Source organism: Rhizorhabdus wittichii, from assembly GCF_017607425.1.
In the GTDB taxonomy this organism is placed as follows: domain Bacteria; phylum Pseudomonadota; class Alphaproteobacteria; order Sphingomonadales; family Sphingomonadaceae; genus Rhizorhabdus; species Rhizorhabdus wittichii.
Map to the genome: position 1 here is coordinate 3,537,702 of NZ_CP059319.1, position 12,414 is coordinate 3,550,115.

Genomic DNA, 12,414 nt, shown 5'->3' on the forward strand with positions numbered 1-12,414 from the left:
CGCAGGGGCGACGGGTTTCTCCCTACTTCATTCATTTACTATCCATCAAAATCATTGCAGCCATATCGTTGCTCCCGCGTTTCGATGCGGAGCATCGCCCGGGAGGATGATATGAACATGCCGCACGCCCTGCTGTCCAAGGCCCTGTTGATCGGTACCGCGCTGGCGCTGGCGGGGTGCGCGGCGCAGATGCCGGAGACGCGGGTCACCCGCTTCCACCTGGGCCAGCCGATCGCCAAGGGCGAGGTGACGGTCGAGCCGCGCGACCCGACCCTGTCGAAGGACCTGGAGTTCCAGGCCTATGCCCGCATCGTCCGCACCGAGCTCGACCGGCTCGGCTTCCGCATCGCGCCCGACCTGACCAAGTCCGAGCTGGTCGCCGTCACCGAGGTGCGGCGGAGCTGGCGCCCGACCGGGCAGGCGCGCGGATCGTCGCTGTCGATCGGCCTCGGCGGCGGCAGCGGCGGCGGCTGGCACGGCGGCACCAGCGTCGGGGTCGGCGGGGCGGTGAGCTTCCCGATCGGCAAGCCCAAGGAGCGGATGGACGTGCAGACCCAGCTCTCGATCCAGCTCAAGCGCCGGTCCGAGGGCACCGTGATCTGGGAAGGCCGCGCCGAATCGGTGGCGCGCGATGGCACCCCCCAGGCCAATGCCGAAGCGACCGTCGCGCGGCTCGCGGCGGCGCTGTTCAGGGACTTCCCCGGCCGGTCGGGCGAGACTATCACGGTGAAATGAGCCATCCCGACAGCATCAGCATCTCCAGCGGCTTCGACAGCGGCAACATCGCCGTCACCGGCCGCGACGGCACGACCTTCGACCTCGCCATCGTCAAGGACCACCAGTCGGACTTCTACCAATGGTTCCATTTCCGCCTGAGCGGCGCGAAGGGGGTGCCGGTCACGCTGCGCATCGGCAATGCCGGCGCCGCCGCCTATCCCGACGGGTGGAAGGAGTATCAGGCCTGCTGCTCCGCCGACCGGCAGGTCTGGCGGCGGGTGCCGACCGACTATGCCGACGGCGCGCTGACGATCCGCGTGACCCCCGACGCCGACAGCGTCTGGCTCGCCTATTTCGCGCCCTATTCGATGGAGCGGCACCATGACCTGGTCGCCCGCATCGCCGGCGCGCCGGGCGTCGTCCATGAACGACTGGGCGCGACGCTCGACGGGCAGGACATCGACCTGCTGACGATCGGCGAGGGGCCGAAGACGGTCTGGCTCTATGCCCGCCAGCATCCCGGCGAGAGCATGGCCGAATGGTGGATGGAAGGCGCGCTCGAGCGGCTGACCGATCCGCACGATGCGGTGGCGCGCAGCCTGCGCCGGCGGGCGACCTTCCACATCGTGCCGAACATGAACCCGGACGGGTCCCGGCGCGGCCATCTCCGCACCAACGCCGCAGGGGTGAACCTGAACCGCGAATGGCACGAGCCGACGGCGGAGCGGAGCCCCGAGGTGCTGCACGTCCTCGCCCGGATGGACCGGACCGGGGTCGACTTCGCGATGGACGTCCATGGCGACGAGGCGATCCCGCACGTCTTCATCGCCGGGTTCGAGGGCATCCCCGCCTGGACCGAGGAGCAGGGCCGGCTCTACCACCTGTTCCGCGACACGCTGGCGCGGCGCTGCCCCGATTTCCAGACGCGGCGCGGCTATCCGGTGGCGGCGAAGGGCAAGGCGAACCTGTCGATGTCGACCAACCAGCTCGCCAACCGCTTCGGCTGCGTCGCGACGACGCTGGAGATGCCGTTCAAGGACAATGCCGACCTGCCCGACGCCGAACATGGCTGGTCGCCCGAACGGTCGAAGCGGCTCGGCGCCGAATGCCTCGGCGCGCTGCACGAGATATTGGACGCGCTGCCGGCGAAGCGCTGAGCTTATCCCGCCGAGAGTCGGGGCTTCCCGACCGGCCAGGCGTCGAGCACGAAGAACCAGGAGAAGAGCGACCCCGGCTTTCGCCAGGACGGGGCATCGGGCTGCTCGGAGCGCGCCGCGCCGCGCTCGGTCGCGCTGGCGCGCAGCACCGTCACCGTGTCGTCGTCGAGCGGCCGGTCGAAGCGGCAGCCGGCCTCGCGCCCGTCGGCCCAGACGATATGCGCGTCGACCAGCCCCTTGCCGGGCAGCGACAGGCGGATCGAGGTTTCCGGCGGGAGCTGCTGGTAGAGGCGAAGGCGGGCGCCGCTGGTCGAGATGTCGATGATCCGGCAGGGCGAGCGGGTCGCCGCCGCCGGCACGCCGTAGCGGGTGTCGAAGGCCGCCGCCCCGCGCGGCATGGCGCGGCGGTTGTTGCCGTCGCGGACCTGCACCTCGGACGAATACATTGGCCTTTTCCCCCGCAAAGCACCCAACCCCAAGGCCCGATTACGCGGCACCGGCGCCAGGAGCAACGGGATAGCGCGATTATTCCGGATTCGTGACGAGCGGCCGGTCAGGCCTCCAGCTCGACATCCCAGTAGAGCCAGTCGCGCCAGCTCTGGTGCAGATAATGCGGCGGGAAGCTGCGGCCGTTCTCCTGCAATTCCCAGCTGGTCGGGCGGCGCGGCGTCTCGAACAGGCGCATCCCCGCCTCGCGCGGGGTACGGCCGCCCTTGCGCAGGTTGCACGGCGCGCAGGCGGTGGAGACATTCTCCCACGTCGTCCGGCCGCCCTGCGCGCGCGGGATGACATGGTCGAAGGTGAGATCGGACAGCGACCCGCAATATTGGCAGGAGAAGCGGTCGCGCAGGAACAGGTTGAAGCGGGTGAAGGCCGGGTTCTCCGACTGCTTCACATATTGGCGCAGCGCGATGACCGAAGGCAGCTTCATCGCGAAGGTCGGGCTGCGCACCTCGCGCTCATAGTGCGAGACGATGTCGACACGTTCCAAAAAAACCGCCTTGATGGCGGTTTGCCAGTTCCACAACGAAAGGGGGTAATAGCTCAACGGCGTATAGTCCGCGTTGAGCACCAGCGCCGGGCAACTGTCCGGATGCCGCATGAGATCGGAGTGGTACATGGTCGAACCAAGGCCTCCCGCAGGATGGAGGACCCATCCGGCTTCGCCCTCGACCTTCCGTTCGCACACCGGAACGCCTATGGCCGAACCGGCCGCGCCCTCTGTGGCCACCCTTTCGCCGGAAAGCGTGACATGGGCATGACAGCATTTCCGTTGACTCCCCGTCAAGAGTCCGAATGAACGCCCTGTCGATTTCCCGATTCGCACCGAGCCCCACCGGGGGCCTCCATCTCGGCCACGCCTTCTCCGCGCTGTGCGCGCACGACCTGGCGCGGGCGAAGGGCGGACGCTTCCTGCTGCGGATCGAGGACATCGACCCGACCCGCTGTCGGCCCGAGCATGTCGCGGGAATCCTGGAGGACCTGCGCTGGCTCGGCCTCGGCTGGGACGGGGAGGTCGTCTTCCAGTCGGAACGGCTGCCGCTCTATGCCGAAGCGCTCGACCGGCTGAAGGCGATGGGGCTCGTCTATCCCTGCTTCTGCACCCGCGCCCGCATAGCCGCCGAGATCGCCGCGAGCGCCGCCGCCCCGCACGGTCCCGACGGCCCGCTCTATCCGGGCCTCTGCCGCGAGCTGGGCGAGGACGAACGCGCCGCCCGGATCGCGGCGGGCGAGGCCCATGCCTGGCGGCTCGACATTGCCCGGGCCGCCGCGCGCGCCGGTCCGCTGGCCTGGCACGACAGCGGCGCGGGCGAGATCGCCGCGACGCCCGAGGTGCATGGCGACGTCGTCCTCGCCCGCAAGGATGCGCCGACCAGCTACCACCTCGCCGTCACCGTCGACGACGCGGCGCAGGGCGTGACCGACGTGGTGCGCGGCCAGGACCTGTTCGCCGCGACCCATGTCCACCGGCTCCTCCAGGCGCTGCTCGGCCTGCCGGCGCCGCGCTACCACCACCACCCGCTGCTGACCGACGAGAAGGGCGAGCGTCTCGCCAAGCGCGCCGGATCGCCGACGCTGGCGTCGATGCGGGAGGCGGGGGTGGATGCAGGAGCGTTGGCGGAGCGGTTGCGGGCAAGAGCAAAACAATAAGCCCCTCCCTTGCAAGGGAGGGAGACATGAAGGCCGTCGCGCGCTAAACCCCTCGCATGAGCGGAAACACCTTCTTCTTCATCCTGATCCTCGCCGCGATGGTCGCGACCGTCGTGGCGCTGGTGCGCGGGATCATCGCCTTCCTCAGGACGACCGAGGCCGACCTGAAGGCGGGCAGCATGAACCAGTCGGGACTCAAGCAGAACCGGATGATGCGGATGCGCATCGCCTTCCAGGCGCTGGCGGTGATCCTCGTCATCCTGCTGCTGATCATGAGCCGCCAATAAGCGAGCGTCATCGATGGTCCGGCTGACGAAGATCTACACGCGCACCGGCGACCGGGGCGAGACCGGGCTGGTCGACGGGTCGCGCCTGCCCAAGAGCGCGCCGCGCATGGCCGCGATCGGCGATGTCGACGAGCTCAACTCGGCGATCGGCGTCGCGCTGACCCATGACCTGCCGGAGGCGACGCGCGCGCAGCTCGGCCGCATCCAGAACGAGCTGTTCGACCTGGGCGCCGACTTCGCGACCCCGGGCCCCGACTATGCGCCGTCGGAGATGAGCCTGCGCATCGTCCCCTCGCAGGTCGAGCGGCTGGAGGCGGAGATCGACGCGATGAACGCCGATCTCGAATCGCTGCGCAGCTTCATCCTGCCGGGCGGCGATCCGGGCGCGGCGGCGATCCACCTCGCCCGCGCGATCTGCCGCCGGGCCGAGCGGTCGGCGGTGACGGCCGACGCCGATGTCGGGCTCAACCCGACCGGGCTCGCCTATATCAACCGGCTGTCCGACCATCTGTTCGTGCTCGCCCGCTGGCTCAACCGGGCCGGCGCGGGGGACATATTGTGGAAGCCGGGCGCGACGCGCTGACGCGCTTCGGGTTCGTCATTCCGGCGAAAGCCGGAATCTCACTGCCTTCCGACCGACCATGAAGAAGGGAGATCCTGGCTTTCGCCAGGATGACGGGCGGGATTCAGCCCTGTTCGGCGACGGGGAAATCCGCCGGGTTGCCGATCATCCGGTCGACGCAGCCCAGCCCGATCGCCATGAACAGCGACGCGATCAGCAACGTGTGCGCCAGTTCCCTGCGGTTGATCGTGAACATCGCATCCTCCGGCACATGATCGGTCCAGCGCGGACAATCGCCCGACAGGGTTGAGAATCGATTAACCAGCGCCCAGATGGTGCGTGCGCCGACATGCCACCTTGCGCGCCGCGAACAAATCTGGAACATTTGCTGACATGCTGACTCATATTTCGGTGCGCGGCGCGCGCGAGCACAACCTCAAGGGCGTCGATGTCGAGCTGCCCCGCGACCGGCTGATCGTGATCACCGGCCTGTCCGGATCGGGCAAGTCGAGTCTCGCCTTCGACACCATCTATGCCGAGGGGCAACGCCGCTACGTCGAGTCGCTGTCGGCCTATGCGCGCCAGTTCCTCGAGCTGATGCAGAAGCCCGACGTCGACCATATCGAGGGCCTCTCCCCCGCCATCTCGATCGAGCAGAAGACGACCAGCCGCAACCCGCGCTCGACCGTCGCGACGGTGACCGAGATCTACGACTATATGCGCCTGCTCTGGGCGCGGGTCGGCGTGCCCTATTCGCCCGCGACGGGCCTGCCGATCTCGGCGCAGACGGTCAGCCAGATGGTCGACCGCATCCTGCAATTGAAGGAGGGCACCCGCTTCCTGCTGCTCGCCCCGGTCGTGCGCGGCCGCAAGGGCGAGTATCGCAAGGAGCTGGCCGAATGGCAGAAGGCCGGCTTCACCCGCGTCCGCATCGACGGCGAGATGCACGAGATCGAGGCGGCGCCCGCGCTCGACAAGAAGTACAAGCACGACATCGAGGTGGTGGTCGACCGCCTCGTCGTCCGCGAGGGGATGGAGACCCGCCTCGCCCAGAGCCTGGAGACCGCGCTGCGCCTGGCCGACGGCCTCGCCTATGCCGACCTGGTCGACACGACGGTGGCGGAGGCGATGGCGCCGAGCGGCGTCCGCGAGATGCCGGCCAGCTTCCAATATGCCGAGACGATGGAGACGGGCGGCGCGATGAAGGGCGCCGGCGTCCCCGCCAACCGCATCACCTTCTCGGAGAAATTCGCCTGCCCCGTCTCGGGCTTCACCATCGCCGAGATCGAGCCGCGGCTCTTCTCGTTCAACGCGCCGCAGGGCGCCTGCCCTGCCTGCGACGGCCTCGGCGAGAAGCTCTACTTCGACCCGCAGCTCGTCGTCCCCAACGAGGCGCTGTCGATCAAGCAGGGCGCGGTGGTGCCCTGGGCCAAGTCCAACCCGCCCAGCCCCTATTACATGCAGGTACTGAGCTCGGTCGCGCGCGCCTACGGCTTCAAGCTGGAGACGCCGTGGAATGAGCTGCCCGAGGAGATCCGCGACACCGTCCTCTACGGCACCAAGGGGCGGGTGATCACCCTCACCTTCATCGACGGCCGCAAGAGCTACGACGTGCAGAAGCCGTTCGAGGGGGTGATCCACAATCTCGAGCGCCGCATGCTGTCGACCGAGAGCGCCTGGATGCGCGAGGAGCTCGCCAAGTATCAGAGCGCCGCGCATTGCGAGGTGTGCGGCGGCGCGCGCCTCAAGCCCGAGGCGCTGGCGGTCAAGATCGCGGGCGAGGACATCTCGATGTCGACCCGCCGCGCGGTCGGCCCCGCGCTCAAATTCTTCCGCGAGATGCCCGATCATCTCAACGAGCAGCAGAAGGCGATCGCCGAGCGCATCCTCAAGGAGATCGTCGAGCGATTGGGCTTCCTCGACAATGTCGGGCTCGACTATCTCAACCTCGACCGCACCTCGGGCACGCTGTCGGGCGGCGAGAGCCAGCGCATCCGCCTCGCCAGCCAGATCGGGTCGGGACTTTCCGGTGTCCTCTACGTGCTCGACGAGCCGTCGATCGGCCTGCACCAGCGCGACAACGACCGGCTGCTGGTGACGCTGCGGCGGCTGCGCGACCTCGGCAACACGGTGATCGTCGTCGAGCATGACGAGGATGCGATCCGCACCGCCGACTATATCCTCGACATGGGGCCGGGCGCCGGCGTCCATGGCGGCGAGGTGGTGGCGTCGGGCACGCTCGACGACATCCTCGCCAACGAGGCGAGCCTCACCGGCGACTATCTGTCGGGCCGCCGCATGGTCGAGGTGCCGGCGAAGCGGCGCAAGGGCAACGGCAAGAAGGTCACCGTCCACAATGCGCGGGCGAACAACCTGAAGAATGTCACCGCGGCGATCCCGCTCGGCACCTTCACCTGCATCACCGGCGTCTCGGGATCGGGCAAGTCGAGCTTCACGATCGACACGCTCTACGCCTCGGCCGCGCGCCAGCTCAACGGCGCGCGCGTGGTGGCGGGCGCGCACGACAAGATCACCGGTCTGCAATATTGCGACAAGGTCATCGACATCGACCAGTCGCCGATCGGCCGCACCCCGCGCTCGAACCCGGCGACCTATACCGGCGCCTTCACCAACATCCGCGACTGGTTCGCGGGGCTCCCGGAGAGCGAGGCGCGCGGCTACAAGCCGGGCCGGTTCAGCTTCAACGTCAAGGGCGGCCGCTGCGAGGCGTGCACCGGCGACGGCCTGCTCAAGATCGAGATGCACTTCCTGCCCGACGTCTACGTCACCTGCGACGTCTGCCACGGCGCGCGCTACAACCGCGAGACGCTGGAGGTGAAGTTCAAGGACAAGAGCATCGCCGACGTGCTCGACATGACCGTCGAGGACGCGGTCGAGTTCTTCAAGGCGGTCCCGCCGATCCGCGACAAGATGGCGATGCTGGCCGAGGTCGGCCTCGGCTACATCAAGGTCGGCCAGCAGGCGACGACGCTGTCGGGCGGCGAGGCGCAGCGCGTCAAGCTCGCCAAGGAACTGTCGCGCCGGTCGACCGGCAACACCCTCTACATCCTCGACGAACCGACCACCGGCCTCCACTTCGAGGACGTCCGCAAGCTGCTCGAGGTGCTCCACGCGCTGGTCGAGCAGGGCAACACCGTGGTGGTGATCGAGCACAACCTGGAGGTCATCAAGACCGCCGACTGGGTGATCGACCTCGGCCCCGAAGGCGGCGTGCGCGGCGGCGAGATCGTGGCGGAAGGGACGCCGGAGCAGGTGGCGAAGGAGCCGCGCAGCTATACGGGCGCCTATCTCAAGCCGCTGCTGGAGGCAGGGGCGAGGAGTGCTCAGGCGGCGGAGTGATAATAATCCGCGAAAAGTGCCAACGAGGCAGCTTTTGACGTGAGCCTATTTGTGGCCCTCTTGGACAATCTTAGAAGTGGTGCGGGGAGCAGCTAGAACCTCCATAATGGACTAAACTTCTATCGGCGGAAATCGAGTTACAAGGATAGTCTCCTTTCAGTCATCGAAGGGGGCACTTCGCATGGAACTGGTTACCAAGCTGATGGCGCTTGAGAAGCGCACCACCGAGCATCGCGAACTGCTGTTGACGGAGGAAGCGGCCAAGACAGCACTCGTTCTACCGTTTCTCCAGGCGTTGGGATACGACGTCTTCAATCCTGGTGAGGTCATTCCTGAATATACCGCCGACGTTGGGATCAAGAAGGGCGAGAAAGTCGATTATGCGATCTGCTCGGGCGGTAAGCTCAACATTCTGATCGAATGCAAGCCCTCGACGGTCGAGCTTGATCTCAAACACGCCTCACAGCTTTTTCGTTATTTTACCGTCACGGATGCACGGGTCGCCATTCTGACCAATGGCGTGGTCTACCAATTCTATTCAGACACCGAACAACCCAACAAGATGGATGAGAAGCCGTTCTACGTCTTCTCGATGGAGGCCATCAAACGATCTGATCCGACCATCCTCGAACGCTTTTCAAAGCATGGCTTCAATATCGATCACATCGTCGAGGCCGCCGGGCGGCTAAAGCTCCAGTCGCAGCTTCGTATCGAGTTGGAGAAGGAATTCGCCAATCCATCGGACGATCTTGTCCGCCTGATGCTCAGCCGGGTCCAAGCTGGCCGCGCCACCGCTGCCGCCAAAGAGCAATTTCACGGGCTGCTCACCAGCACCATTGGAGAGTTCATCCGCGATAAGGTCAATGATCGTCTCAATTCAGCACTCAATGTTGCCAACCCGTCAACAGGGATCATCGAGGAGAATGCGTCCGACGACATGTCGGAAGGCAGCGGCATCATCACAACCGATGATGAGATTTCCGGCTTCCGCATAGTGCAGGCTATCGCCAGTCGCCATGTTGATCCGAGCCGCGTCGTTATCCGCGATTCCAAATCCTACTGCGCAATTCTGCTCGACGACAACAACCGCAAATCACTCGCCCGACTCCACTTCAACAGCCCCACGACACGCTATGTCGGAACTTTCACCGAAAAAGAGGAAACGCGTCATCCGATCGGCACGCTGACCGACATATACAAGATCGAGAAGCACATCATCGATCGCATTCTAGAATTGGAAGGTGGCAAGGCGGATTAATCTTTAACCGGGTGCATGGCGCGTTCTCCCATGCACCCGCTCCACCAGCACGAAGCTGATGATCATCAGCAGATACCAGGCGCCCAGCTTGGCGATCGGCACGACAGTCCAGGCGTGGCGCTGGTGGGGGTAGCTCCAGGCGTGGGCGTAGGTGCCGATATTCTCGGCGAACCAGATGAACAGCGCGACCAGCAGGAAGCCGAGCAGCAGCGGCATCCGCCGATGCGCGCGGAATGGGCGGTAGTGGACCCAGGTCCGCCAGTAGAGCAGGCCGGTCGCCGCGAACAGGGCAAGGCGGATGTCGGGCAGCCAGTGGTGCGCGAAGAAATTGACGTAGATCGCCGCCGCCAGCACGACCGTCGCCCAGCGCGGCGGATAGTGGGTAAAGCGGAAGTCGAAGATGCGCCAGACGCGGGCGAGGTAGCTGCCCACCGCCGCATACATGAAGCCCGAGAAGAGCGGCACGTCGCCGATCCGCAGCAGCCCCGCCTCGCGGTATTCCCAGCTGCCATGCGCGGTCTTGAACAGCTCCATCACCGTGCCGACGATGTGGAAGGCGAGGATCACCTTCGCCTCCTCCAGCGTCTCCAGCCGGAAGGCGAGCATGGCGATCTGGATCAGCAGCGCCGCGACGGTGAGGAAATCATAGCGCGCGACCGGCGCATCCGCCGGCCACCAGAGATGCGTCGCGAGCAGCAGCGCCAGCATCAGCCCGCCGAACAGGCAGGCCCAGCCCTGCTTGAAGCCGAACAGCAGGAATTCGTAGAGGAAGGCCGAAAAGCCGCGCTCCGGCGCCGCCGCCTCCAGCCGCGCCCGCACCCCCGCGAAGCGCGTCGCGCCGGCCGGGCGGCCCTGGTCGTACTCACTCCCCATGCGGCCACCGGCATAGCGCGGTGCGCGGAGGGCGCCTAGCCGCCTACCCATTACCGTCATGCCTGCGGAGGCAGGCATCCATGTCTGTCCTCTCCCCGATGAGCATCTGGCCAAGGAGAGACATAGGCGCCTGCCTTCGCAGGAGCGACGACAGTGGGGAGCGCTTGCGCCGCGTCTTTCGACCCGCCACCTTTGCGGCCATGTGCAACGAATTCTCCCGCAAGCTCGATCTCGACCTGCTGATCACCGGCCTGAAGGAATATAGGATCATCGTCGGCGCGCCCGAGGGCCTGCCCAACATCGAGCCGACCGCGAGCGTGCGGATCACCGATCCCAGCGTCATCGTCCGCGCGCGGCAAGGCCAGACAGAGCTGATCACCCGCCGATGGAGCTGGCCAGGGCAGAGCGGCAAGCCGGTCTACAATTATCGCGGCGAGGGGCGCGACTTCCGCAATTCGGCGAAGCAGGGCCGTTGCCTGGTGCCCGTCGACGGCTTCTACGAGTTCACCGCGCCCGCCGATGCCGGGGCGAAGCGCAAGGACAAATGGCTGTTCCGCTGGAAGGCCGAGGACTGGTTCGCGATCGCCGGGCTGTGGAAGGCCGACGAGACGGTCGGCGAGGCCTTCACCCTGCTGACCTGCGATGCCGGCCACGACATCGCCCCCTATCACCACCGCCAGGTCGTCCTGCTCGACCGGCGCGACTGGGCGGGCTGGCTCGACGGATCGGTCCCCGCCCCCGACCTGATGCGGCCGACCCCGGCGGGGACGCTGACCGTGGAGCCGACGGGCTAGCGAAGAGCATTTCCGCCGCATCGACACCGCCGAAAAAATTCATCCATTTCTGATGTTTACGCGATAGCCATATTGACAGCGGAGAAGTCGCCACCCATGCCGGGTTGAGCAAAAGGTTTCACAATGCAGATTTTTCCGACTGGCTCGGACCCGCTCTACATGGAGCTCGATCTCACCCGGATGCTCGCGTCGGGGGCCGGCATTCTGGTCCAAACCGGCACCCGGTTCCTCGTGGCGGGCCCCGACAGCAATCGCTTCGATTTCGGGGGCGAGGATCTGGTCTACGGCCCGTCGGGATGGCCGATCGCCGGCACGATCCATAGTTTCGAATACAGACTGGGCAACTCGGTCCTGTACAGCCAGAGTTCGCCACCCTTTACCCTGGACGCCGCGATGCTCCACGGCCTCGCCGAGAAACCGGGCGACGTGACTCATCTTCTCCTGCCCGGAAACGACACGCTCCACGGCAGCGATTTGGACGATCTGATCACCGATCTCGCGGGCCATAACGTCTTCTATGGCAATGACGGCAGGGATACGATCACAGCCGGCGACGGCAATGATCATCTCTATGGCGCCTCACCCGACGGCGGCCCCGATGGCGCCGACATCATCGATGGCGGCAATGGCGGCGACTATATCCAGGGCAATGCCGGCAACGACCAGTTGCTCGGCCGCGGCGGATCGGATCGGATCAACGGCGGCGCCGATAACGACATCATCATCGGCGGCGCCGACAACGACACGCTCAACGGCAATCGCGGTGCCGACGCGGTATCCGGCGATGAGGGCAACGATGTGCTACGCGGCGGCCAGGGTGACGACACGCTCTTGGGCGGCACCGGCAACGACGTGCTGATGGGCGATCGCGGCGTGGACGTGCTCTATGGCGGAGCGGGCAGGGACATCTTCATATTCGGCACCGACACCAGCCCGATCGGCAGCCGGATCGACTCGATCAAGGACTTCGTGGGCGGTGTCGATCATATCGCGATCGGCTTCATCCCCGCCACCATGCTTTCCGACAATACCAGCGGCCCCGCCCCCTCGGATCACACCATCGCCAAGGCCTTTGCCAAGGCGCAGGCACAGATGGACGCACATCCCGGCGATCATGAGGTGGTGGTAGTCGGCGGCAGCGAATTCCTGCGGATGTTCTGGGCATCGGACGGCGGCAACATCGTCGATTCGGTCGTGGAGCTGGGCGGCACCTTCCCCACGGGCTTCGGTCCCAGCGACTTCATCGCCGCCTGAT

At 66.3% G+C, this 12,414-nt stretch carries 13 protein-coding genes; 9 read left to right on the forward strand and 4 right to left on the reverse strand.

What is annotated here, in order from left to right:
- Nucleotides 1–111: 111 nt before the first annotated feature.
- Together HRJ34_RS16955 and HRJ34_RS16960 are read left to right on the forward strand one after the other, a co-directional pair.
- On the forward strand, nt 112–735 hold the full coding sequence (locus HRJ34_RS16955) for a DUF4136 domain-containing protein (RefSeq protein WP_226948826.1): 624 nt from the start codon (nt 112–114) through the stop codon (nt 733–735).
- A complete protein-coding gene (locus HRJ34_RS16960; RefSeq protein WP_012049308.1) occupies nt 732–1,874 on the forward strand; it encodes a M14 family metallopeptidase in 1,143 nt (380 codons plus the stop codon). Before HRJ34_RS16955 ends, HRJ34_RS16960 begins: the two co-directional genes overlap by 4 nt.
- A gap of 2 nt (nt 1,875–1,876) precedes the next feature.
- On the opposite strand, the gene HRJ34_RS16965 is transcribed toward HRJ34_RS16960, so the two are convergent.
- Both HRJ34_RS16965 and HRJ34_RS16970 read right to left on the reverse strand, forming a co-directional pair.
- Nucleotides 1,877–2,320, reverse strand: a complete 444-nt coding sequence (locus HRJ34_RS16965) for a PilZ domain-containing protein (RefSeq protein ID WP_012049307.1) — start codon at nt 2,318–2,320, stop codon at nt 1,877–1,879.
- A 107-nt stretch (nt 2,321–2,427) separates the two neighbouring features.
- On the reverse strand, nt 2,428–2,994 hold the full coding sequence (locus HRJ34_RS16970; protein WP_012049306.1) for an HNH endonuclease: 567 nt from the start codon (nt 2,992–2,994) through the stop codon (nt 2,428–2,430).
- A 176-nt stretch (nt 2,995–3,170) separates the two neighbouring features.
- Between HRJ34_RS16970 and gluQRS the strand changes: the two genes are divergently transcribed.
- The 3 genes from gluQRS to HRJ34_RS16985 are packed head-to-tail and all read left to right on the forward strand — an operon-like array spanning nt 3,171 to nt 4,895.
- Complete coding sequence (gluQRS, locus tag HRJ34_RS16975; protein WP_208631897.1) at nt 3,171–4,025, forward strand: tRNA glutamyl-Q(34) synthetase GluQRS; 855 nt, start codon at nt 3,171–3,173, stop codon at nt 4,023–4,025.
- A gap of 56 nt (nt 4,026–4,081) precedes the next feature.
- Nucleotides 4,082–4,312: a twin transmembrane helix small protein gene (locus tag HRJ34_RS16980; protein ID WP_012049304.1), complete on the forward strand. Its 231-nt coding sequence runs from the start codon at nt 4,082–4,084 to the stop codon at nt 4,310–4,312.
- Between the two features lie 13 nt (nt 4,313–4,325).
- Nucleotides 4,326–4,895, forward strand: a complete 570-nt coding sequence (locus tag HRJ34_RS16985; protein WP_016744150.1) for a cob(I)yrinic acid a,c-diamide adenosyltransferase — start codon at nt 4,326–4,328, stop codon at nt 4,893–4,895.
- A 103-nt stretch (nt 4,896–4,998) separates the two neighbouring features.
- On the opposite strand, the gene HRJ34_RS29490 is transcribed toward HRJ34_RS16985, so the two are convergent.
- Nucleotides 4,999–5,130, reverse strand: coding sequence for a hypothetical protein (locus HRJ34_RS29490; RefSeq protein WP_264319402.1), 132 nt, complete (start codon nt 5,128–5,130; stop codon nt 4,999–5,001).
- 137 nt (nt 5,131–5,267) lie between these two features.
- Here HRJ34_RS29490 and uvrA point away from each other — a divergent pair, with 137 nt between their 5' ends.
- Both uvrA and HRJ34_RS16995 read left to right on the forward strand, forming a co-directional pair.
- A complete protein-coding gene (uvrA, locus tag HRJ34_RS16990) occupies nt 5,268–8,234 on the forward strand; it encodes an excinuclease ABC subunit UvrA (protein WP_208631898.1) in 2,967 nt (988 codons plus the stop codon).
- A 181-nt stretch (nt 8,235–8,415) separates the two neighbouring features.
- Nucleotides 8,416–9,492: a type I restriction endonuclease gene (locus tag HRJ34_RS16995; RefSeq protein ID WP_208631899.1), complete on the forward strand. Its 1,077-nt coding sequence runs from the start codon at nt 8,416–8,418 to the stop codon at nt 9,490–9,492.
- A gap of 3 nt (nt 9,493–9,495) precedes the next feature.
- Here the strand turns inward: HRJ34_RS16995 and HRJ34_RS17000 are convergent, their stop codons facing one another.
- Nucleotides 9,496–10,443, reverse strand: a complete 948-nt coding sequence (locus tag HRJ34_RS17000; protein WP_404947149.1) for a DUF817 domain-containing protein — start codon at nt 10,441–10,443, stop codon at nt 9,496–9,498.
- Between the two features lie 122 nt (nt 10,444–10,565).
- Between HRJ34_RS17000 and HRJ34_RS17005 the strand changes: the two genes are divergently transcribed.
- Together HRJ34_RS17005 and HRJ34_RS17010 are read left to right on the forward strand one after the other, a co-directional pair.
- Nucleotides 10,566–11,159 (forward strand): SOS response-associated peptidase, encoded by a 594-nt coding sequence (locus HRJ34_RS17005; protein ID WP_208631900.1) that lies wholly within the window; start codon nt 10,566–10,568, stop codon nt 11,157–11,159.
- A gap of 123 nt (nt 11,160–11,282) precedes the next feature.
- Nucleotides 11,283–12,413: a calcium-binding protein gene (locus tag HRJ34_RS17010; protein WP_208631901.1), complete on the forward strand. Its 1,131-nt coding sequence runs from the start codon at nt 11,283–11,285 to the stop codon at nt 12,411–12,413.
- The last annotated feature ends 1 nt before the right edge of the window (nt 12,414 follow it).